The 23,430-nt window shown below is 54.8% G+C and carries 16 protein-coding genes; 6 read left to right on the top strand and 10 right to left on the bottom strand.

Features of this window, described 5'->3' with window-relative positions; all coding sequences use genetic code 11:
- Nucleotides 1–316 precede the first annotated feature (316 nt).
- Nucleotides 317–1,747, bottom strand: a complete 1,431-nt coding sequence (locus D8M23_RS06680; RefSeq protein WP_126854167.1) for a hypothetical protein — start codon at nucleotides 1,745–1,747, stop codon at nucleotides 317–319.
- 418 nt (nucleotides 1,748–2,165) lie between these two features.
- Here D8M23_RS06680 and D8M23_RS06675 point away from each other — a divergent pair, with 418 nt between their 5' ends.
- Nucleotides 2,166–3,236 (top strand): LLM class flavin-dependent oxidoreductase, encoded by a 1,071-nt coding sequence (locus D8M23_RS06675; RefSeq protein WP_126854166.1) that lies wholly within the window; start codon nucleotides 2,166–2,168, stop codon nucleotides 3,234–3,236.
- Nucleotides 3,237–3,315: 79 nt separating this feature from the next.
- On the opposite strand, the gene D8M23_RS06670 is transcribed toward D8M23_RS06675, so the two are convergent.
- Nucleotides 3,316–4,044: a hypothetical protein gene (locus D8M23_RS06670; protein ID WP_126854165.1), complete on the bottom strand. Its 729-nt coding sequence runs from the start codon at nucleotides 4,042–4,044 to the stop codon at nucleotides 3,316–3,318.
- Nucleotides 4,045–4,048: 4 nt separating this feature from the next.
- A complete protein-coding gene (locus D8M23_RS11710; RefSeq protein ID WP_153274073.1) occupies nucleotides 4,049–4,216 on the bottom strand; it encodes a hypothetical protein in 168 nt (55 codons plus the stop codon).
- A gap of 236 nt (nucleotides 4,217–4,452) precedes the next feature.
- Between D8M23_RS11710 and D8M23_RS06665 the strand changes: the two genes are divergently transcribed.
- The 4 genes from D8M23_RS06665 to D8M23_RS06650 all read left to right on the top strand — a co-directional run bounded on the left by D8M23_RS06665 (nucleotide 4,453) and on the right by D8M23_RS06650 (nucleotide 10,779).
- The gene (locus D8M23_RS06665) at nucleotides 4,453–6,180 is read left to right on the top strand and encodes a DUF7059 domain-containing protein (protein WP_126854164.1); all 1,728 of its coding nucleotides are present in this window, start codon (nucleotides 4,453–4,455) and stop codon (nucleotides 6,178–6,180) included.
- Nucleotides 6,181–6,296: 116 nt separating this feature from the next.
- Nucleotides 6,297–6,716: a pyridoxamine 5'-phosphate oxidase family protein gene (locus tag D8M23_RS06660; RefSeq protein ID WP_023133706.1), complete on the top strand. Its 420-nt coding sequence runs from the start codon at nucleotides 6,297–6,299 to the stop codon at nucleotides 6,714–6,716.
- Nucleotides 6,717–6,917: 201 nt separating this feature from the next.
- Entirely contained in the window at nucleotides 6,918–9,719 is a 2,802-nt protein-coding gene (topA, locus tag D8M23_RS06655; protein ID WP_126854163.1) for a type I DNA topoisomerase, read from the top strand.
- Nucleotides 9,720–9,807: 88 nt separating this feature from the next.
- Nucleotides 9,808–10,779 (top strand): Ppx/GppA phosphatase family protein, encoded by a 972-nt coding sequence (locus tag D8M23_RS06650; RefSeq protein ID WP_126854162.1) that lies wholly within the window; start codon nucleotides 9,808–9,810, stop codon nucleotides 10,777–10,779.
- A gap of 28 nt (nucleotides 10,780–10,807) precedes the next feature.
- On the opposite strand, the gene rhuM is transcribed toward D8M23_RS06650, so the two are convergent.
- Nucleotides 10,808–11,773 carry a virulence protein RhuM/Fic/DOC family protein gene (rhuM, locus tag D8M23_RS06645; RefSeq protein ID WP_126854161.1) on the bottom strand — a complete coding sequence of 322 codons (966 nt, stop codon included), beginning with the start codon at nucleotides 11,771–11,773 and terminating at the stop codon, nucleotides 10,808–10,810.
- Nucleotides 11,774–11,961: 188 nt separating this feature from the next.
- Here rhuM and D8M23_RS06640 point away from each other — a divergent pair, with 188 nt between their 5' ends.
- Nucleotides 11,962–12,525 (top strand): SMI1/KNR4 family protein, encoded by a 564-nt coding sequence (locus D8M23_RS06640; RefSeq protein WP_126854160.1) that lies wholly within the window; start codon nucleotides 11,962–11,964, stop codon nucleotides 12,523–12,525.
- Between the two features lie 223 nt (nucleotides 12,526–12,748).
- Here the strand turns inward: D8M23_RS06640 and D8M23_RS06635 are convergent, their stop codons facing one another.
- From D8M23_RS06635 to D8M23_RS06610, 6 genes are all read right to left on the bottom strand, one after another.
- Complete coding sequence (locus D8M23_RS06635; protein ID WP_238693794.1) at nucleotides 12,749–14,833, bottom strand: pentapeptide repeat-containing protein; 2,085 nt, start codon at nucleotides 14,831–14,833, stop codon at nucleotides 12,749–12,751.
- A gap of 287 nt (nucleotides 14,834–15,120) precedes the next feature.
- A complete protein-coding gene (locus D8M23_RS06630) occupies nucleotides 15,121–16,809 on the bottom strand; it encodes a hypothetical protein (protein ID WP_238693793.1) in 1,689 nt (562 codons plus the stop codon).
- 144 nt (nucleotides 16,810–16,953) lie between these two features.
- On the bottom strand, nucleotides 16,954–18,777 hold the full coding sequence (locus D8M23_RS06625; protein ID WP_238693792.1) for a hypothetical protein: 1,824 nt from the start codon (nucleotides 18,775–18,777) through the stop codon (nucleotides 16,954–16,956).
- 133 nt (nucleotides 18,778–18,910) lie between these two features.
- Nucleotides 18,911–20,383 carry a hypothetical protein gene (locus tag D8M23_RS06620; protein WP_126854159.1) on the bottom strand — a complete coding sequence of 491 codons (1,473 nt, stop codon included), beginning with the start codon at nucleotides 20,381–20,383 and terminating at the stop codon, nucleotides 18,911–18,913.
- Nucleotides 20,384–20,386: 3 nt separating this feature from the next.
- Complete coding sequence (locus tag D8M23_RS06615; RefSeq protein WP_126854158.1) at nucleotides 20,387–21,736, bottom strand: hypothetical protein; 1,350 nt, start codon at nucleotides 21,734–21,736, stop codon at nucleotides 20,387–20,389.
- 3 nt (nucleotides 21,737–21,739) lie between these two features.
- The gene (locus D8M23_RS06610; protein ID WP_126854157.1) at nucleotides 21,740–23,428 is read right to left on the bottom strand and encodes a hypothetical protein; all 1,689 of its coding nucleotides are present in this window, start codon (nucleotides 23,426–23,428) and stop codon (nucleotides 21,740–21,742) included.
- Between the last annotated feature and the right edge of the window lie 2 nt (nucleotides 23,429–23,430).

Raw genomic sequence — 23,430 nt, 5'->3', positions numbered from 1 at the left:
GAGGCCTGCCACGCAGCGGAATGCAAAAATATTCGTGCCCGTATGATAAGTCGGTCACGTAAGAAACGCCTTGAAGAGACCAGTTTATTATTCCACAGCAGAAGCAGTATTGAATAGTTTCTAAAACTCAAGTGAATAGTAAAAGATGCCCCTATTCGTTGGCGCTCGAATCCGCCCCTTGAACCCATTCACGCCAAAGAGAAAACCATCACTAAACCTATATGGGGATAAAAATTATCTGGGCCACACACGCTATACCCACAATTAGCGTATGGGGCCCAGATAAGTCTGTGTGCTGATCGCTTGTGCACCTTGGTTAAGGCCAGGGATACATTTTCCCGTCATGGTCGATCTGGTTGTTGCGTGACGGGCAGAACGAGTACTGTGCCGTACCGTCCGTGAACTCTTCACGGTTCTTGCCTCGGCTGTACCCAACCATCTCAACATGTGCGTCAAGCACGTTGCTGTTCACATAGTTGCCGCCCGCGCCGCCAGCACCAGAGACAGCGCCGGCGCTCACCGTGTACGTTTGCGGTTTGGAGTTATTCGCAAGCTGGTCGGTGGTTTGTGCACCAACCACCACGGCCGCACCCGAACCGCCGCCGCCATAGCCGCCGCCACCGCCACCGGAGACAATGTACGCCGCCACGTTATAGTCGTAGGTTTGCGCGTTTTCCGGCAGGGTAGCGGCAATATTCGTGACATACCCGTAGGCGGCCACACCGTCGCCGCCATGCCCGAAGTCGCCAGTGCCACCAGCAGCCCCGGCAACACCACGTGAGCGGATCTGCGACTGCGGTGTGCTTGTGAACGAGAGCCCGCGGGCACTCCTGAACGTGGGGTTGTTGCCGCCACGTGCGCCTCGGCCGATGTTCCTGCCTGCGGTAGCTCCTGAGGGGGCAATAATTCGGCCGGCGCCGTACTGGGCGTATACCTCTTCAGCGTTTTTGCTGGGTTTGCTGGCCTTCGATTCACCGCCGTCGCCGCCGTTACCCAGGTAGGGCGGGCTGTAGCGCGGAGCCCACTTGGGAACATCGGGGTCGAACTGCCGCCAGGTGGGCATTTTCGCCCCATCGGGCAGGTTCGTGCGGGAAGTGGCGATAATGCCGCGTGCCCCGCCTCCGCCGCCTCCGCCGGCAACGGCAATAAGGGTTTCCGCGTCACCATCAAGCAGCACCAGCGCCGATGAGCCGCCGCCCGAGCCTGAGTAGATGATCAGGCGGTTGTAGTCCGCGCTGGTCATGCGCTCCTTGTCGGAGTCTTCGTACACGTACTCCGGCATGAGCGCCGATGAGCCGCCGCGGGTGTAGCCGTCACCGCCGTCGGCGGGCTCATAGTAGTGGCCGATACCGCCAGCCGCCAAGTAGAAACGGTACTTCTGCCCGGGGGTGACTGCGATAACTCCGCTTACCTCCGCGCCGTAGCCGCCTGAGCCGCCGGAGTAGTCGTCCATATCAACCCCGCCGCCTTGGCCGCCTTCAATGTAGAACCGCATGTACGAGACACCGTCGGGGATGGTGATGTCTTCAACTGCGCGCTCGCGCGGGGTGCGTTCTGGGGCGACTTCGTGCATGTACTGGCGCAGACCGTAGGCGGAATCTTCACCGGGTTCGAGGTCAAAATGCAGACAGGGAGCGAGGTCCATGATGGAGGCGGAGTACGCTGGGATCGCGGTGGAAGCTACCACCGCGGGGGCGGCCCAAGCGGCCCCTTTAACAAGATTTCTGCGAGAAAATCCCCGGGTCATGGCATGTGTCCTTGAATATGAGCGTGAGTGATATGAAGGGTGTGAAAACTCAACACATTATTGCTGGCGCATATCTATACGCGACGTCGATAGTGTTAATAGGCGCGTGCTCTTCGGTGGGCGTCTGAGTATTCACCCGTCATTCTGCCATACGAAGGTGCAGAACTACTATTTGGTGACATTCAACTAGACATTTATTTTTATTTCAATATTTATGCGCAAACCCTTGAAAATCAACCGCGCAAAGTTGTATAAAAATAAGTAGTGTGATGAATATTTCGCGGAATATTTTTACTGTGGACACAAACCTTCATAAATACTTGACTTGTAAAGTAATTGGGTTTAGGGTAGGTGGGCATAACCGAGAATTAGAGATCCTGTGATAACAGCACACGGAACACACGGAAGGCAGCGAACAATGAACGCTCACAAAACAACTCCCACCCTCGAACACCTCCAACCGGCGCCCGGCACCAGCAAGAAGCTCGGCTTCCTCTCCTTTGGGCACTGGGCCGAAATTCCCGGCTCGCGCGTGAACAGCGCCTCCGACTCGCTGCACCAGGCTATCGACTTGGCGGTAGGTGCCGAAGAGATCGGCCTGGACGGTGCGTTCTTCCGCGTGCACCATTTTGACCAGCAGCAGGCCACCCCGTACCCGCTTCTGTCGGCGATCGCCGCTAAAACCAGCCGCATTGAGCTTGGCACCGGCGTGATCGATATGCGCTACGAAAACCCGCTGTGTATGGCCGAACTCGCCGCGATGTCCGACCTGATTTCCGCCGGGCGCCTGCAGCTGGGTGTCTCACGCGGCTCGCCCGAATCCGTTATCCGCGGTTTCGAGAGCTTCGGCTATTACCCCGCCGAAGGTGAAGATGAGAGTGCGATGGCACGCCGTCACCTCGACCTCTTCATGAAAGCAATTCAAGGTGAAGGCATGGCACCCTCTGCGCGAGTACAGGGCAAGTACGCCCCCGTGCAGCCGCAGTCGCCCGGCCTGAGTGAACGCATCTGGTGGGGTGCGGGGACCGACAACACCGCCGTATGGACCGCGCAGCAGGGCCTGAACCTCATGTCTTCAACGCTGATGCTCGAAGATAAAGGCATGCCCTTCGACCAGCAGCAGGCCGAACAGATTCGCCTCTACCGCGAGGCGTGGGTCAAAGCGGGGCATACCCGTGTGCCGCGTGTGTCGGTCTCGCGTTCGGTGATCCCCATTATTGATGCCGAGTCGGCGCGTTATTTTGGCCGCCGCGCGGAGGAAGATTCGCAGGATTACACCGGTATTATCGACAACACCTTCTCCCGGTTTGGGCGCAGCTACATTGGTGACCCCGACCTAATCGCCGAAGAACTAGCGCGTGACGCGGCTGTTCAGGCGGCAGACACCGTGCTGCTGACCGTGCCGAACCAGCTGGGCGTGGACTTCAACCTGCGGATGCTCGAATCCATTGTGAAGGACATCAAACCCGCACTGACGGTGAAGGCGTAACGCGGCTGAACGGTTGAACGCCCTGCCTGTGTGAGCCCCGGCCTGCCCCGGCAGGGCACGGCTGGGTAGTAAAGGATGGCTAGATAACGCCTTTGCGGTGGAGCTTACGTTCCACCGCATCGGGGCGATAACGCACATCCGCCCACGTGAGACACACAAAATCCCAGCCTTCGCCACGAATCGCCTCTTCGCGGGCTTTCTGGGCCGGGGTATCTTGCGGTGAAACATCCTGCGGCGGGGCGTGCCCCGGTGCGCCAGCAACCTCAACCACCACACCGTGCTCAACGAGTGCCGCACCCACCCGGAACGTCTGCAACGGGGTAGAAATCTGGTACTGCTGCACCGGCTCCAGCCCGAGGTTCAGAAGCGCCACCCGTGCCAGCGTCTCGGCGGGTGAAGCGGATAAGGGACTCATAGCGGCCGCCACACGGTGCGCATTCTTAGACCCCCGGCTTCTGCGCACCGCCATGAGGCTATCGTGCAGCTCAGCATGCGTGAGCTCGGGGAAGGAACGCAGGGTGCTTTCGGCAATCACCATGGCCTCCGCGAAATCCGTATCGCGCACGCTCCCAATGGTCGCTGTCACGGGGTCAACCACCCGCAAACCGCCGGGTCCGGTCAGTATGGTGGCGCGGTGGCTGGGCTCATCCTGCCGGTACTGCAGGCCACTGTTGGTTGCCCCGCCGCTTCCTAGTACCTGGAGTTTATCGGGGATGTTCAGCGTCTGTATACCGTGAATAATGGCCGCGCTGCGGTGACTAAAGACGGGGTCACGCAGCACGCGGGCGTGCGCAATAATACGCGCCAAATGCTTATCGGTTCAGCTCAGCCCACTCGGGGGCGCTCATGTACTGCCCCTGGGCGAGCCGAACCGTATCGCCGCCGCGCTGCCCACCGTGAGAAAGCTGGGGGTCAGGCCCTCCGCTAAGACCAGTTTTTATATTTTTTATTTTATTAGATAGTATTTCATGCTTTTCCATGCTGTTTATAAAAGCATTATGGCCTAAGGTTCGCTTCCCGGCGTACCCTAGCCTGTGGATAATAGCGGTTTAAACGGAAATATCCACAAGCTGAGCACAAAAACCCCGTCACGGCGCGTCACATAATCCGCCCACACAAGAAACCCGACCCAGACACACCAGCCCTGGGGCAACTACAAGAAACCCAAGAGAAGGGCGCTCCATCCGCGCCCGCAGCATTTTATAGAATGGGGAGCATGGCTGATGAACTGTACTCCCGCATCCCCGATACCCCTATAAGCGACGATACCGCCCGGCTTGAACGCATCCGGGGCGCCCTTGAAAAGCTTAACTACAGCTATGACGGGGTGCGTGAACTGCTGGGGGAGCGCGCCTTTGAGGCAATGGCGCGCGACCAGGTTGTGCCCGGCACCTGGCGGGTACAGAACATCCTTGATGATGCACACACCACCGACCCTGACCGCCGCCTGGCGCGCATAATCGGGTTTTTCCTGTTCGCACGCACCCTACCCCGCGCGGAACTTGCCGATGCGCTCGGCGGCGAACCCGCGCTGAACGACCTGATCGCGGCACACCTCGTGGAGCCGGCGGAGTCAGACAATGCCCGCACCCCAGAGAACCCCGGCGAAGAACCGCATTACCGCGCCGTGTTTGACCTGCGACCGCATTCGGCTGATGACGGCACCGAGCTGTGGGTGGCCTCCGATTTGGGGGCGCATCAGCGACCCGGGGTGCTGCGCAAGGACCACGTGCTGGGTATCGGGCAGGCATCCCTAACCCTGGCGCAGATTACCGAGCGCACCCCCGTGGCGCGTGCCCTCGATGTGGGGACCGGGTGCGGTATTCAGACCTTCCACCTGCTCGCCCACGCAGACCACGTGACGGCCACCGATATTTCGCCGCGCGCCCTCGCCTTCGCCCGGTTTAACCTGCTGTTGAATGCCCCCGCTCTGAAACTCGACCCGCAGAACCTTGAAGCACGCGTCAGCCTTCGACAAGGCTCTTTGCTGGAACCCGTAGCGGGGGAGCAGTTCGACCTTGTGGTCTCAAACCCGCCGTTCGTCATTACCCCGCGCCGCGCGAACGAAAGCAGCGACGACCAGTTTACGTACCGTGACGGCGGGCTGCCCGGTGATGATATTGTCAGCACGCTTATTCGGCGTATCCCCGAGGTGCTGGTGCCCGGCGGGCGCGCCCAGATGCTCGGCAACTGGGAAATTTACCGCGACAATACCGGCGAGGCGCAGCCCTGGGATGCTCGCCTGCGCACCTGGTTCGCCGAATCAGCCACCGGCACCCCGAGCGAGGCGTGGGTAATTCAGCGCGAAGTGCTCACCCCCGAATCCTATGCGGAAACCTGGCTCAAAGACGCGAGCGAAAACCGCGACCGCGACCACTACGAGAGCACCTACCGAGCCTATCTCGACGACTTTAAAAACCGGAACGTTCATTCTATTGGGTTTGGGATGCTCTGGCTCCGCCGCCCGGCACACACCACCGAAACCGCACCCCTGAACCGGTTCGAAGACATCACCTACCCCATAGCCCAGCCCATCGCGCAAAGCATCACCGAGGCCGTGGCACGCTTCGACCGCCTCACCACCCTGACCGATCAGGCGCTCACCGAAGCCCACCTCGTCGTCGCCGAAGACGTGACCGAAGAACGCCACAGCCGCCCCGGCGCCGAGCATCCGAACGTGATCCTGCTGCGCGCCGGATCCGGGCTGTGCCGCACAATCCTGCTCTCAACCGAAACCGCCGGATTCGTCTCCGCATGCGACGGCGAGCTGAGTATCGGGCAGATTCTGGGGGCGCTCGCCATGCTCCTGAGCTGGGAAGACTACACACCGGATGCGCGCGCCGCCTTCGGCACCGAGAACGAGCATCCGCGCGACACCCTGCTGGTCGCTGTCCGGGAACTCATCGAAAAAAGCTTCCTGCACTTCGCAGACGAAAACAGCTAACCCCACCCGCCCCATGCTAAAAAGGCTCTTTATTCCAATAAAGCGGTGTTTTTAACGCTTTATTGGAATAAAGAGCCTTTTTATGCCCCGCCCGGCGCACCCCCTACACTAAAAGAATGAGCATACAAGAGCACAACCAGATGATGAGCACCGAATCCTGCTGGGAAACAATACGGGAAAACACGCTCGGGCGTCTCGTTATCACCGACGGCCAGTTCGTAGACGTACTACCGGCCTTCTACGGGGTCACCGGCGACGAAATCTACCTGCGCACCACCCGCGGCGACAAACTCTCCTCCGTGGTGGTCAGCCGCCGCGTAGCATTCGAAATCGACGAGCCCCTGCCGGAAGGCATACGCACCGTCATCGTCCAAGGGGTGGCGCACTGGCTGCCCAACGAAATGACCCCGGATGTGGTGCACACTCTAGGGTTGCGTCATTTTAGCGACGGCAATAAGATGCAGTGGGTGCGCATTGAGCCGCGCAAAGTATACGGCCGCGAATACCGGCTGGTTGAAACCGACAGCGGGCAGTAGACACAGCCCACGCCACGGGCACCAGCCCGCAGGGTGAACCCGGCGCGTTGCCCCACCGCACCCTAACTTGCGCCCGCCACATTAATGGCTTTACATAGAGGGAACACCCGGCGCGTTGCGCCGCCAATGGGAGTTTCGGGCGCACTATGCGCTATTGTTGAATCGCATCTAGACTGAAAACCACCCCACACGAGGAGAGCCGTGCCCACCAAGGCAAAGAACGGAAAAGCCCTACTGATCGTTGAGTCCCCATCGAAGGTGAAGACCATCAGCGGTTACTTAGGCGGCGAATTTCTGGTGGATTCGTCCATGGGACACATCCGCGACCTGCCGCAGCCTTCCGAACTGCCCGAAAACCTGAAAAAAGGCCCGGTCGGCAAGTTCGCGGTCAATATCGACGACGATTTTGACCCCTACTATGTGGTCAACCCCGACAAGAAGAAAAAAGTCGCCGAACTCAAACGCAAACTCAAAGACGTTGACGCCCTCTACCTCGCAACCGATGGTGACCGCGAAGGTGAGGCAATCGCCTGGCACCTCAAAGAGGTTCTGAAACCCAAGGTTCCCGTCTACCGCATGACCTTTCCCGAAATCACCCGCGAAGCCATTGAACGCGCCTTCGGGGAACTGCGCGATATTGACCTGCACCTGGTCGATGCCCAAGAAACCCGCCGTATCCTTGACCGTATCTACGGTTACGAAATCTCACCCGTGCTCTGGCGCAAGGTCGGCCGCGGCCTATCCGCTGGCCGCGTACAGTCCGTGGCAACCCGCCTCGTTGTTGAGCGTGAACGCGAACGCATGGCTTTCGTCGCCGCCAACTACTGGGATCTGACCGGGCATTTCATCACCACCAGCAACGAGGGCTTTGACGCCAAACTTGTGGCGGTTGACGGCACCCGAGTAGCTACCGGCAAAGACTTCGCCGACGACGGCACCCTCACATCCACCAAAGTCACCCACCTCTCAGAGGCGGATGCACGCACCCTCGCCGAAGCCCTCACCGCCGCCCCCTTCGCGGTGCGCTCGGTCGAAACCAAGCCCTACAAACGCCGCCCCGCCGCGCCGTTCACCACCTCAACCCTGCAGCAGGAGGCGGCACGCAAGCTGCGCTTCTCATCGCGCGTAACCATGCAGGTTGCCCAGCGCCTCTACGAGAGCGGCTACATCACCTACATGCGTACCGACTCGGTGGCCCTCTCAGACCAGGCCGTGAAGGCGGCACGCCGTCAAGCATCCGAACTTTACGGCACCGAATACGTGCCCTCCGCGCCGCGCACCTACGCCTCCAAGAGCAAAAACGCGCAGGAAGCGCACGAAGCAATCCGCCCCGCAGGTGACGCCTTCCGCACCCCCGACGCCGTGCGCGGCGCGCTCTCCAACGACGAATACCGGCTGTACGAGCTGATCTGGAAACGTACCGTCGCCTCGCAGATGGCAGACGCCACCGGTTCGACCGCATCCGTGCGGCTAGGGGCAACCGCATCCAACGGGCGCGATGCCGAGTTCGCAGCATCCGGCACCGTTATCACCTTCCGCGGCTTCCTCGCCGCCTATGAGGAAGGGGTGGACGCAACCCGCCTGGCAGAACGCGACGCCAAGAACGCCGAGAAACGCCTGCCCGCGCTCGCCCAAGGCGACCCGCTCACCGCCGAAAATATTGAAGCCGCCGGGCATGAGACCCTGCCCCCGCCCCGCTACACTGAGGCTTCGCTCGTGAAAACTCTTGACGAGCTGGGCATTGGGCGCCCCTCCACCTACGCCGCCGTGATTTCAACGATTATGGATCGCGGCTACGTGCAGGTGCGTTCCGGCTCGCTTGTGCCTTCGTGGACCGCGTTCTCGGTGGTGCGGCTGCTTGAAAACAGTTTCGGCCCTTACGTGAACTATGAGTTCACCGCGCAGATGGAAGAAGACCTTGACCGTATTGCCCGCGGCGAAGAGTCGCGTGTGGAGTGGCTGGGTGCCTTCTACTTCGGTGGCGGGGCGCAGAAGAAACGCGGGCTCAAGCCGATTGTGGATAATCTGGGTGATATTGATGCTCGCGATATTAACTCGATCCGCATTGCTGACGGCATTGTGCTGCGCGTGGGTAAATTCGGCCCCTACCTTGAGGCTGAGGGCACCGTCAATACCGAAACCGGTGAGGTCTCTGACCCCGTGCGTGCCAATGTTCCCACCGATTTGGCGCCCGACGAGCTGACCGCTGAGAAAGCGAAAGAGCTGCTTGAGCAGGGCAAATCCGATGGGCGCGTGCTCGGCACCGACCCCGCATCCGGGAACCAGATTATCGCCCGCGACGGGCGCTACGGCCCGTACGTCACCGAAGTTATCGAAGAGATGACGGAGGAGCAGATTCAGGCGTACCTGGATGCGCAGCCCACCGAATACTACAAGAACGGCAAACCCAAGCCGAAGAAGAAGCCCAAGCCCGCTAAGCCGCGCACCGCATCGCTCTTCAAATCTATGGATTTGGCGACCGTAACCCTAGAGGATGCGCTCAAGCTCTTGAGCCTGCCGCGCGTGCTCGGCACCGATGCTGAAGGCAACGAAATCACCGTGCAGAACGGGCGGTTTGGCCCGTACCTGAAGAAAGGCACCGACTCGCGGTCGATTGGGTCTGAGGAAGAAATCTTCACGATCACCCTCGAACAGGCGCTCGATATTTATGCACAGCCTAAACAGCGCGGGCGCGCCGCCGCTAAGCCCCCGCTCGCCGAGCTTGGTGTAGACCCGAACAGTGAAAAGAATATCGTGGTCAAAGACGGGCGGTTCGGGCCGTACATTACCGACGGCGTTACCAACATTACGGTGCCACGCTCGGAAACCATCGAATCGCTTACCCATGAGCGCGCCGTCGAACTCCTGGCCGAAAAGCGTGCTAAGGGACCTGCGAAGCGTAAGACCGCGGCGAAAAAGACGACCGCCAAGAAGAGCACCGCGAAGAAAACAACCGCTAAAAAGTCCACTACCGCAAAGAAGACTGCGGCTAAGAAGGACTAGTCCGTCTGACGCTGGATGAGTGCGCATTGTGCCAGACTTAACGGAGTTGTATATTATCTCGGCACCTGCCGGGGGATAGGAGCGCGCCGTGCGCCTTGGAGTTCTTGACGTGGGGTCGAACACCGTTCACCTGCTGCTTATTGACGGGCACCCGGGCGCCCGCCCCGAACCGTACGCTTCGCATAAGATTCCGCTGCAGCTGGTGCAGTATTTGACGCCGTCGGGTGATATTTCTGATGAGGGCCGCGCCGCGCTGACCGAGTTCGTGAAGTCTGCCCGCGATTTCGCCATTGAGAACAACGCCGAGGACCTGCTCGCCTTTGCGACCTCCGCTATTCGTGAGGCCGGTAATGGTGCCGAGGTTCTGCAGCATGTGCGGCGGAAAACCGGGGTGAGCCTGAGCGGGATTTCAGGCGATCAGGAGGCGGCTATCACCTATTTCGCGGTGCGCCGCTGGCAGGGGTGGGGTGCGGGGCGCATCCTGAATTTTGATATTGGGGGCGGCTCGTTCGAGTTTTCCACGGGTACGGATGCCTTACCGGATGCGGCAATGTCGGTGCCGCTGGGCGCTGGCCGCCTGACCCGCGAGTTTTTTGAGGAGCAACCACCCGCACCGAAGCAGACGAAGCGGCTGCGCGGGTATGTGCGTGAGCAGATTGAGGCGGTGGCGCAGCAGCTGCTGGCATTCGGTGAGCCGAACATGGTGGTGGGCACCTCGAAGACGTTCCGTTCGCTGGCGCGTATTTGCGGGGCGGCACCGTATTCTGTGGGGCCGCATGTGAAGCGTGAGATGCATGTGACGGATTTGCGCCTGTGGACTCGCCGCATGGAGGCTATGGCTCCCGCCGAACGCGCTGATTTGCCCGGTGTTTCCCGGATGCGCGCCGACCAGGTTCTCGCCGGCGCGATGGCGGCTGAGGCCGCGATGGAGATGTTCGGTGTGGAAACGATGCGTGTTTGCCCCTGGGCGCTGCGTGAGGGCCTTATCTTGAGGCGCCTGGAGCACCTGGCGGAGGGCACCAGCACCCCGCTGGACCCGAAGACCCTGGTGGGGGAGTAGCGGCGCACTGCGGGCCACGAAGCGAAGGCTACTGCGCGGCCGGGCTAATGAGCCGCTGCACGAGGGCTACCATAAGGTCCTTTTCTTTCGGGCTACTCATGGCGACCATTAGGGTCATTGCCGCTAGGGCGTTGTTTGAGACGAGCGGTGTGCCATCGGCCGAAAACAGCAGGTTATTCTGGGCCAGAAACTCAATGAACAGGGCTGCGGCGCTGCGTTTATTCCCATCAACCAGCGGGTGGTCTTTGACCATGAGGTACAGTAAGTTCGCTGCTTTCTGCTCGGTGGTCGGGTAGAGGTCTTCGCCCGCGAAACTCTGGTAGATGGTTGCGACAACCGACTTGAGTTTATCCCCGTTTTCGATCCCGAACAGCCTATCCTGCGGGAATTCGCTGCGGGCGCGGGCAATGATCGCCTGCGCTTCGGCATGAGTGAGCTGCCACACCGGCGCGTTCCCGGTGGATTCGCTGGCAGAGAGCGTGCCTTCGTCGTAGTCGCGCAGGGCTTGCAGGCTCGGTAGATAGGCTGCGAGTACTTCACCAGTACCGGCCACAAGATGGTTATCTGCCCGCGCCATGACTTCTACGATCTGCCCGAGCTGCTCAAGCCGCTGTTGGTTAATGCTGTACCCCTGCACCAGGTATTCGCGCAGGCGCTTGGTGGCCCAGATGCGGAACTGCGTGGCTGTGGCTGATTTGACCCGGTAGCCCACGGAGATAATGGCATCAAGGTTGTAATGGCGCACTGATCGCCGAACCTGCCTGGTCCCCTCTTGACGAACTACCGAGAAATCCTCGGTAGTTGCCTCTTCTAGCAGCTCACCCTCAGCATAGATATTCTTCAGGTGGAGCCCAACATTGTCTGAACTGGTATCGAATAATACCGACATCTGCCGCTGACTGAGCCACACTGTCTCGCCTTCTATCCGAACATCAATAGCGGGCTGATCGGTATGTGGCTGGTAAATAATGATGGAGTTATTAAATTCGTTCATGTGGCACTAATTATATTTAAAATTGATTTATAACCAATTATTGCATGAATTCAGCCGGAATTGAATGCGCATAATCTGCCTGTACCTCGATGACCGCCAGGATAGAAACAACCAGGGCTGTGCAGTAGCATGTGAAAAGGCCCTGTGCTGACTTGTGAACTGGGCTATATCTATATTGAGGAGTTTCTGTGCCTATCTACACATCTGAAGAATACCCGGCCGTGATCGAGCGTATTAAGACTAAAATCGCTCAGAAGAATATCAGCATGGGACCTACCATTTCAGAGACGGAAATTGCTGCTTTTGAGAGTGCCTGCAACACCCGCCTGCCGCAGGCGTACCGGCTGTTTCTACAGGAGGTTGGTGACGGCTGGTGTGACCCGGCGACGGAGGGCATTAGCGCCAGTCCCATTCACCGGCTTGCAGAGATTGAGCACAAAGACCTTTCCCTCCCCATGACGCTCACGGACGGCTGGGTTTGGGAGGATGAGGAGGACGAAGAGCAGCTTAGCGACGAGTCCTTTGAACGTAAGCTGGGGAACCAGGGTGTTGAGCTCATGGATGAAGGGTGTGGCATAACCTATGAGCTGATTACCGCCGGGCCGTGCGCCGGTGAGGTGTGGAGCTTCTCGGATGTTGGCGTTAGCCCCTGCTGTGAGCGCCAGGACTTCCTGGGTTGGTTTGAGCTCTGGCTGGATAGCGACGGCGACCCCGACTATTTCAAGGATTATGTCTACGAAGAAGACGAATAGCATATGCCGCAGGGGTTTACCGGGGCCCTGCGCGAGGGCCTGATTTTGGTGCGGTTGAGGCACTTGGTGGAGTTGCTAGTACGCCGCCGAACCTGAAAACTTTGGCAGGGGATTAAGGGCGAGCAGCTGCATAAGCTACCGGTACTTTTGCGTACTAGGGAGAGTCGTAGAGCGTTGGGGGCAGTTATTAAAGAATAACTGCCCCCAAAACTCTGCGAGTTGATTAGCTCTCCGTATCTTCTGCTGCTACGTCTTCCACTTTTACCGTGGTGGCTTCCTCCCACCATTCATAGAGCTCTTTATAAAGAGACCGCAGCATGTCTGAAAGCCTAACTTTCTCCTCGTCATCTTTTGCCTCAAGAAGTTTATTATTCGTTTCGTCTATTTCTTGGAACTTATCTTCAAGGTATTCCTTCTGCTCTGAAGTAAGGAATTTGCAGCCAAGAGGTAAGCCTTCGGAATTTAGATTAATAGGATAACCTTTATCTATATCTACTGTGAAATCATTATTATGTGACCCAAAAAGTGTATTTTTACGGTTCTTCTTGCCATAAAATTGAGGGGCGTGGTTTGTAAAACAAGAAGAGCTGTTATTGTATTTGTCTTTACCAAAATAAGTTTCCTGATAGAAAATAGATCCACTAAAGTCAGTCTCATTTTCGTAGGTGGAGCGGCTGAAGTTAGCCCAGCCCTGGTAGGTGGAGTCGCTGAAGTTAGCCCACTTGTAGGTGGAGTTGCGGAAGTCAGCCCTGCCCTGGTAGGTGGAGCTGCTGAAGTAAGCCCCGCCCTGGTAGGTGGAGCCGAGGAAGTCAGCCTCGTCCTGGTAGGTGGAGCGGCTGAAGTGAGCCCAGCCTTGGTAGGTGGAGCCGCGGAAGTCAGCCTCGCCCTGGTAGGTGGAGCCGCGGAAGTCAGCCTCGCCCTGGTAGGTGGAGCGGCTGAAGTCAGCCCAGCCTTGGTAGGTGGAGTCGCTGAAGTGAGCCCCGCCCTGGTAGGTGGAGCCGGTGAAGTCAGCCCAGCCTTGGTAGGTGGAGCCGGTGAAGTCAGCCTCGCCCTGGTAGGTGGAGCGGCTGAAGTCAGCCCAGCCTTGGTAGGTGGAGCGGCTGAAGTGAGCCCCGCCTTGGTAGGTGGAGCCGGTGAAGTCAGCCCAGCCTTGGTAGGTGGAGCGGAAATTGGAAGTGCTAAAAGTAGCATCTTTCTCATAGGTAGAGCCGCTGAAATCTACCTTCTTGTAATAGTGCGATCCGCTGAAATTAACAGGTTTTTTGTAATAAGATTTTGTGAGCTCTACGGGGTAGAAGAATACGCTTCCTGAGAAGTTATACTCGAAATTTGACCATGGCCCCCAATCGTTTTCTCTGGAGGCTTGTATATGATCATGCATTTCTTTAATAATACCGAAGCGAACGTCTGCTTCAGATTCTAACACCGCTTTGTCTGCATAGAATTCTTCTTCTTTATCTTTATAGATTCCTTCAGATGTGGGGCTGGCCTGAGATAACTCATCATAATAAGAAGCAAGGGGAAACGGAGAACGGATATAGGCACACAGGTTATTGATAATAGCCTGCCCCGCTTTAAGTCTCTCATCATCAGATAGGCTTTTCTCTTCAAGCCAATCATCCACTAATCCAACAAGTGTATATACGCCACCCATGCGAACAGGGGCTTTTTCATCGCCTAACTGTTCTACCGCTTTAGCATACCTTTCGCGCCGTTCCGCCTTAACCCAGCGCTCATGTTCTCTATCATTTTTCTCTTTGTCCTGGTCGTTCTTGAGCTTGTCGTTATCATTCTTACGGCGAGTCTCACCGAGCGCAATAAGAGCAATAAGCCCACCTGTTGCCAGCAGGATTGCTTGCCGGAGCGCCGCCGCTCCACCAGAATTAACGCTGCCTTCGGGTAAGCTCATAACAACAGGTAGCAGGAACGCATATGAGCCACCCACTATGCCACTAGAAAGAATACGCGCGTGGAACCAGCGAGGATCGTTATCCTGTTTGGAATCTTTACCCTGCTTGAAGATGTTGAAGATGATAGGCCACAGAATCAGCGTCAGGTACCCAACCGATAGGATTCCAAGACCCACACCACAATAGAACTGTGCGAAATGCTCAGTACTAACGTGTGGGTTCCAGCTACACCAATGGAAAAATTGCGTGACTAGCCACCATAAACCCCACAGTACTTCCACTATGAAAGTACCTCCAGCGATCCAATCAATAGCACGCCATTTCCTCTTCTGCTGTGAAGTATCTGGCGTAGTGCTCTGTTGTGGCTTAGCCTCTACAGCTTTGCGTTCTTCTGGCATTGGCGGTCTGTTCCTCAGGGTGGATGGTGTGTGTTCCTTTTTCACCCTACCGCATCTTCAGCTTACCTTTCAGGTTTTCCTGAATTTTGGCTCAAGGTTTACCTGCATATCTTTGTCGAGCAGGCAGGTAACGGCTCAGCCCTGCGGGTATTCAGAGGTCGTTGCGGGTTGGTCGAAACAAACCAGTCACGCCAGCAGGAACAAACCCCTGGGGCAGGGCAAAGTCTGCTGCAGAATCTTAGTGATCTCGTGCGGTAGGAAGTGGAGGCCGTGAATCCCTCGGGCGGCTAGTTATTATCCTTTCCAAGTGCTGTGCCCTCCACTTTTACCGTGGTGGCTTCTTCCCGCCATTTATGGAGTTCTTCGTTTAGAGATCGCAGCTTTTTCGAGAGTTCTTCCTTTTCTTTGGGATCTTTCACCTCAAAAAGTTTATTCTTTGTTTCGTCTATTTCTTGGAATTTATCTGTGAGGTATTCTTTTTGTTCTGTGGTGAGGAAACTACAGCCAAGGGGTAAGCCTTCAGGACCACGGTAAATGGGGTAGCCTCTGCCGTTTTCGACTGTGAAATCATTATTAGGTGAACCAAAAAGCGTGTTTTTATGGTTTGTCTCATCATAGAACTGAGGGGCACAGTCTGTGAAGCGAGAAAAACCGGCGCTGTATGTGCTGTAGCCAAAATATATTTCACGATAAAAAACAGACCCGCTAAAGTCAGCCTCATCCTGGTAGGTGGATCGGCGTAAATCAGCCTCTTCCAGGTAGATAGAGTTACCGAAGCCAGCCCTGCCCCGGTAGGTGGAGTGGCTGAAGCGAGCCTTATCTTGGTAGGTGGAGCCAATGAACTCAGCCTTACCTCCGTAGGTGGAGTCGTTGAAGTAAACCTCATTTTGGTAGGTGGAGCTACTGAAGTAAGCCCCTTCCCGGTAGGTGGAGTCGCTAAAGTCAGCCTTGCCCTGGTAGGTAGAGTCGTTGAAATAAACCTCACTCTGGTAGGTGGAGTAGTTGAAGTTAGCCCAGCCTTGGTAGGTAGAGTAGCTGAAGTCAGCCCCTTCCCGGTAGATAGAGCTGTTGAAGTAAACCTCACTCTGGTAGGTGGAGCTACTGAAGTAAGCCCCCTCCCGGTAGGTGGAGCAATTGAAATTAGCCCAACCTGTGTAGGTAGAGCCGTTGAAAGTAGCTCCGTCCTGGTACGTGGAGCCGCTGAAGTCAGTCTCACTCTGGTAGGTGGAGTAGTTGAAATCAGCCCAGCACCGGTAGATGGAGTAGCTGAAATCGGCCCTGCTCTGGTACGTGGAGCTCTCGAAGTCGGCGTTGCCCTGGTACGTGGAGCCACTGAAATTAACGGGTTTTTTGTAATAGGAGTTTGTGAGGTCAACGGGGTAGAAGAAAGTACTTCCCGAGAAATCGTATTCAAAATCTGACCACGTCCCTGGTGTGTTTTTGTCAGGGTTTTGTAGGCGGTTGTGAATTTCTTTAATGATACTAAGGCGAATGTCTGCTTCAGATTTGAACTCTGCTTTATCTGTATAGAATTTCTGCTGATTATCTTTATAAATCCCCTCAGACGAAGGTTTATCTTCAGATAACTCATCATAATAAGAAGCAAGAATAAACGGGGAGCGGATATAGGCGCAGAGATTATTGACAATAACCTGTCCTTCTCTGACTTTTTCTGTGTAATCCAGGTTTTCGTCTAGAAGCCACTCATCCACGAGTCCAATGAGCGTGTACACACCACCCATACGAACGGGGGCTTTCTCATTGCCCAGTTGCTCTACCGCTTTGGTGTACCGCTCTCGGCGTTCTGCTTTACGTTCTTTGAGAACTTCCGCCTGGTGTTCTTGGTTTTTAAGGGCGGCCTTAATGTCTGCGTTTGCTTTAGCGCGGTCATTAGCATTCTTGCGGTAGGTTTCAAGTAGGACAAGCGCCGCCCCACCAGCCAGCAGCCACGGAAAAGCCTTCTCAAACCGTGCCATAAACTTGGTGTGCCGATATACCTCCGGGCTAGCAGACGATCTAGCCTCTATATTTTTGCGTTCTTCTGGCATTGGCGTTCTGCTCCTTAAGTGGCTGGTGCGTGTTCCTTTTTACCCTACCGCATCTTCAGCTTAACCGGGTGGCTAGTTATCCTCCTTTTCCGGCGCTGTATTATCCTCCGCTTTTACTGTGGTGGCTTCCTCCCGCCATTCATAGAGTTTTTCGTCAAGAGCTTGCAGATTTTTCGAGAGTTCTGCTTTCTCTTTGGGATCTTTCACCTCACGAAATTTATTCTTCGTTTCGTCTATTTCATGGAACTTATCTTCAAGATATTCTTTCTGCTCTGCGGTGAGAAAATCACAGCCAAGAGGTAAGCCTTCGGAATTTAGATTAATAGGATAACCTTTATCGGTATCTACTATAAAATTATTGTTAGGCGAACCAAAAAGTGTATTTTGATGGCTATTCTCATTATAAAACTGAGGGGTGCATTCTGTGAACCGAGAAAAGTTACTGTTGTATCTATCTTTGCCATAATAAACGTCACCGCAGAAAATAGACCCACTGAAGTCTGCCTTATCTTCGTAGGTGGAGCCGCTGAAATAAACCTCATTCTGGTAGATGGAGTCGGTGAAACCAGCCCGACCCTGGTAAGCGGAGTTGCGGAAGTCAGCCCAGCCTCGGTAGGTGGAGCCGCTGAAATGAGCCCACTGGTAGGTAGAGTCGTTGAAGTAAACTTCACTCTGGTAGGTGGAGCCGGTGAAACCAGCCCGACCCTGGTAAGCGGAGTTGCGGAAGTCAGCCCAGCCTCGGTAGGTGGAGCCGCTGAAGTCAGCCTTGCCTTGGCAGATAGAGTCGCTGAAGTCAGCCTCACTCTGGTAGGTGGAGTAGCTGAAGTAAACCTCATTCTGGTAGGTCGAGCCGCAGAAGTCAGCCTTACCCTTGTAGGTAGAGTCGCTGAAGTAAACCTCACTTTGGTAGGTAGAATTACTGAAGTCAGCCCAGCTTTGGTAGGTGGAGCTCATGAAAGTAGCTCCGTCCTGGTAGGTGGAGGCGCTGAAGTCAGCCCAGCTTTGGTAGGTGGAGCTCATGAAAGTAGCTCCGTCCTGGTAGGTGGAGGCGCTGAAGTCAGCCCAGCTTTGGTAGGTGGAGCAATTGAAGCCAACCCAACCTGTGTAGGTGGAGCCGTCGAAGGTAGCCCAACTCTTGTAGATGGAGCTACCGAAGTCAGCCTCGTCTTTGTAGACAGAGCCGTCAAAGCGAACCTCGTCTTGGTAGGTGGAGCCACTGAAATTAACAGGTTTTGTGTAATAGGATTTTGTGAGGTCTACGGGGTAGAAGAAGGTGCTTCCCGAGAAATCGTATTCAAAGCCTGACCATACCCCTGGTGTGTTTTTGTCAGGGCTTTGTAGGCGGCTGTGAATTTCTTTAATAATGCTCAGGCGAATATCTGCTTCAGATTTGAACTCTGCTTTATTAGTGTAGAATTTCTGCTGATTATCTTTATAAATCCCCTCAGACGAAGGTTTATCTTCAGATAACTCATCATAATAAGAAGCAAGAGTGAACGGGAAGCGAATATAGGCGCAAAGGTTATTAATAATAACCTGCCCTTCTTTGAGCCGTTCGCTATATTCTAAGTTCTGTTCTTCAAGCCACTCATCCACGAGTCCAACGAGTGTATACACGCCGCCCAAACGGACAGGGGCTTCTTTGCTTCCAAGTTGTTCTACTGCTTTGGTGTACCGCTCTCGGCGTTCTGCTTTACGTTCTTTGAAAGCATTTTCGTCGAATTGCCGGATTTGTTCTTTGAGAACTTCCGCCTGGTGCTCTTGGTTTTTGAGGGCGGCCTTAATGTCTGCGTTTGCTTTAGCGCGGTCATTAGTATTCTTGCGGTAGGTTTCAAGTAGGACAAGCGCTGCCCCACCAACCAGGAGCCACGGAAAAGCCTTCTCAAACCGCGCCATATGATATACCTCTGGGCTAGCAGATAATCTAGCCTCTATAGTTTTGCGTTCTTCTGGCATTGGTGATCTGCTCCTTAAAGTGAGGGTGCGTTTTCCTTTTTTACCCTACCGCATCTTCAGCCTAACCGGGTGGCTAGTTATTCTTTTCTTCCGGCGCTGTATCCTCCGCTTTTACCGTGGTAACTTTCTCACGCCAAACACGGATCTCACCGTTAAGAGATAGCGGAGTGTTGACAAGTATGGCGTTCCCCTCGGTATCTTTTACCTCACGAAATTTATTCTTTGTTTCGTCTATTTCTTGGAACTTATCTGCAAGGTATTCTTTTCGCTCTGTGGTGAGAAAATTACAGTCAAGGGGTAAGCCTTCAAGGTTACGGTAAATGGGGTAGCCCCTGCCGTTTTCGGCTGTGAAATTATTGTTATACGAGCCGAAGAGGGTGTTTTTGTGGTTTGTCTCGTCATAAAACTGAGGGGTGCAATCTGTGAAGCGAGAAAAACTGTCGCTGTGTGTGCCGTAGCCAAAATATATTTCACTACAGAAAATAGACCCGCTAAAGTTAGCCTCGCCCCAGTAGGTGGATCGGCTTAAATTGGCCCCTTCCTGGTAGATAGAGTTACCGAAGCCAGTCCTGCCCCGGTAGGTAGAGCCGCTGAAATCGGCCCCACCCCAGTAGACGGAGTCATTAAAGGCAGCTTCGCCCCGGTAAGCGGAATCGCGAAAGACAGCCCAGCCTTGATAGACGGAGCCGCCGAAAACAATCTTGCCCCAGTAGGTAGAGTCGCTGAAATCAGCCCCGCGCCGGTAGGTAGAGCCACAGAAATCAGCCTCTTCCCGATAGGCGGAGCCATTGAAAACAACCCAGTCCCGGTAGACGGAGCCACGGAAGAAAACCTCACCTTGATAAGTGGAACCGCTGAAGTTAGCCCCATCCTGGTAGGTGGAGCTGCTAAAGACAGCCTTGTCCTGGTACGTGGAACCGGTGAAGTTAGCCTGACTCTGGTATGTAGAACTGAGGAAATCAGCCCCACGCCAGTAGATAGAGCCGCTGAAATCTGCCCCGCCCTGGTAAGTGGAACCGCCGAAGCGAACCTCGTCCTGGTAGGCGGAACCACTAAAATTAACAGGCTTTGCGTAGTAAGAGCGTGTGAAATCTATGGGGTAGAAGAAGGTGCTTCCCGAGAAGTCATATTCAAAATCAGACCATGCCCCCGGCGTGTTTATTTCAGGGCTTTGTAGGCGATCGTGAATTTCTTTAATAATGCTCAGGCGAATATCTGCCTCAGATTTGAACTCTGCTTTATCTATATAGAAATCTTGTTCTCTATTTTTGTAAAGACCTTCAGCTGTTGGGCTTTCCTGAGTCAGCTCATCGTAGTGAAAGGCGAGAGCGAAGGAGGAACGGATATAGGCACAGAGGCTATTGATAATAACCTGTCCTTCTCTGACTCTTTCTGCGTAATCCAGGTTTTCGTCTAGTAGCCACTCGTCCACGAGACCAACAAGCGTGTATACGCCACCTATACGGACAGGGGCTTCTTTGCTTCCGAGTTGTTCCACCGCTTTGGTGTACCGTTCTCGGCGTTCTACATTATGTTTTTCTGGCATTGCTTATCGGGTCCTCTGTGCTGTGGTGACTTTTTCACGCCATTCATGGAGTGCTGCGTTGAAAGCCCGTAGCTTTCCTGGGAGTCTTATCTTCTCTTGGAAGCGTTCTGTGGTAAGAAGTTTTTCCCTCGTCTCTTCTATCTCTTTGAAGATACCGCTGAGGTATTCTTTTTCTGCTTCCGCTAGGAAACAGCAACCAGGGGGTAAATTTTCAATGCCACGGTAAATGGGGTAGCCCCTGCCATTTTCGACCGTGAAATTATTGTTATACGAGCCGAAGAGCGTGTTTTTGCGGTTTATCTCGTCATAAAACTGAGGGGCGCAACCTGTGAAGCGAGAAAAGCTACTGTTGTCTCCGTCTTGGCCAAAATAAATGTCACTACAGAAAACAGACCCGCTAAAGTCAGCCTCACCCTCGTAGACGGAGTGGCTGAGGCCAGCCCAACCGCAGCATATAGAGTCGTTGAAGTAAGCCCACCGCCGGTACGTGGAGCCACGGAAATCAGCCCAATACTGGTAGGTGGAGCCACCAAAATCAGCTGCGCCCTGATACATGGAGCCACGAAGATCAACCCAATACTGGTAGGCGGAATCGTTAAAAGCGGCCGCGCACCGGTAAACAGAGCCACGGAAGACAGCCTCACTGAGATAGGTGGAGCCGCTGAAGTACGCCCCTCCCCGGTAGGTGGATCTGGCGAAGCCAGCTGAACCCCGGTACGTGGAGCTACGGAAATCAGCCTCACCCTGGTAGATGGAACCATTGAAACCAGCCCGGCCCTGGTAGCTGGATTCACTGAAGTAAACCTCATCCATGTAGGTGGAGTAGCTAAAATCAGCCTCACCCCAGTAGGCGGAACCACTGAAATTAACAGGCTTTGCGTAGTAAGAGCGCGTGAGGTCTACAGGGTAGAAGAAAATACTTCCCGAGAAGTCGTATTCAAAATCAGACCACGCCCCTGGAGTGTTTTCGTCTGGTCCCTGCAAGCGGCGGTGAATTTCTTTAATAATGCTCAGGCGAACCTTCTTTTCAGGCTCTAAACCTGCTTTATCTATATAGAACTCTTGTTCTCTATTCTTGTAGAGACCTTCGGCTGTTGGGGCGTCTTGAATTAGCTCATCATAGCGGGAAACAAGGGCAAACGGGGAGCGGATATATGCGCACAGGTTATTAATAATAATCTGGCCTTCTGCGATTCGTTCGTTGTATTCTATGTTCTCTTCTCTAAGCCATTCATCTACTAGGCTAACGAGTGTGTACACGCCGCCCAAACGGACGGGGGCACTCACATTACCAAGCTGTTCTACTGCTTTGGCGTACCGTTCCCGGCGTTCTGCATTATGTTTTTCTGGCATTGCTTATCGGGTCCTCTGCGCTGTGGTGACTTTTTCACGCCATTCATTGAATTCTTTGTCAAGAGGTTGCCGCTTTTCTATGAGCCCTTTTTTCTCTTCATCATTTTTCACGGCAAGGATTTCATCGCTGGTTTCTTCCATCCTGCGGAGAATACTCTTCAGGTATCCCCTCTGATCGGGTGCCAGGAAAGCACAGTTGAGGGGTAATCCCTCAGGCGTAAGGTAAATGGGGTGGCCCCTACCGTTTTCGACCGTGAAATTATTGTTATGCGAACCAAAAAGAGTATTTTGGTGGTTTGTCTCGTCGTAGAACGTAGGGGTGCACTGCGTGAAACGGGAGGAGCAGCTGCCGTCTATGTCTTCACTAAAATAGATTTTGTCGTCAAAAATAGACCCGTTAAAGGCTGCTACACCCTCATAAGTGGATCCGCTGAGATTAACCCAGCCCTGGTGGATAGACTCGCTGTAGTCAGCATTTCTCTGGTAGGTGGACTTACTGAAATCAGCCCAGCTCCCATAGGTGGAGTTATCAAAGTTAGCCCATCTCTGGTAGATGGATCCGCTGAAGGTGGCCCATTCCTGATAATCTGAGCCGCAGAAGTCAGCCCCAGCCAGGTAGGTTGATTTGCGGAAGTCAGCTGCACCCCGGTAAGTGGAGTAGCTGAAGTCAGTGAGGGCTTGGTAGGCGGAGCCACTGAAATCAGCCTCTTGGTAGGTGGAGAAGTAGAAGTGAGCCTCATCTTGGTACCTGGAGCCGCTGAAATTAGCCTTACCCTGGTAGGCGGCGCGGCTGAAGATAGCCCGGCCCTTATAGACGGAATTACTGAAATCAGCTGTACCCGTGTAGCTGGAACCGCGATGATACGCCTCGTCGGCGTAGGTGGAGGCGCGGAAATCAGCCCTACCCTGATAGGTGGAATAGCTGAAATCGGTATCACTCCCGTAGTCTGAGTTGCTGAAATCAGCGTCACTTTTGTATGTGGAGGGAGAAATGAAATCGCTAAAAACAGCTTTTTGTTTGTAGGTGGAGCGGCTAAAGTCAGCCCGACCCTGGTAGGCGGACTCCCGGAAGTCAGCTTCACCCTGATAGGTGGAATAGCTGAAATCGGTATCACCCCCGTAGTCTGAGTAGCTGAAATCAGCGTCACCGCAATAGTGGGAGCCGCTAAAATTAGCCCAGGCTTTATACACGGCATTATCGAATGCGGCAGGTTTTGCGTAGTAAGAATTTGTGAGATCTACGGGGTAGAAGAAGGTGCTTCCCGAGAAGTCGTATTCAAAACCTGACCATGTTCCCGGTGTGTTTTTGTCTGGTCCCTGTAGGCGGTGGCGAATTTCTTGAATAATGCTCAGGCGAATGTTTGCCTCAGATTCTAGCGCTGCTTTGTCAGTGTAGAACTCTTGTTCTCTATTTTTGTAAAGGCCTTCGGCTATTGGGCTGTCTTGAGTTAGCTCATTGTAGTGGAAGGCGAGAGCGAAGGAGGAACGGATGCAGGCGCAGAGGTTATTAATAATAACCTGCCCTTCTCTGACCCTTTCTGCGTAGTCCAGGTTTTCGTCTAGAAGCCACTCATCCACGAGGCCAATAAGCGTATACACACCACCCATACGAACGGGGGCTTTCTTATCACCCAGCTGTTCTACTGCTTCTGCGTACCGTTCCCAGCGTTCTGCATTATGTTTTTCCGGCATCG

The organism is Rothia sp. HSID18067 (assembly GCF_003989445.1).
GTDB lineage: Bacteria > Actinomycetota > Actinomycetes > Actinomycetales > Micrococcaceae > Rothia > Rothia aeria.
Note: the sequence above shows the minus strand (reverse complement) of the source record. Positions and strands in the feature narration are given on the sequence as shown.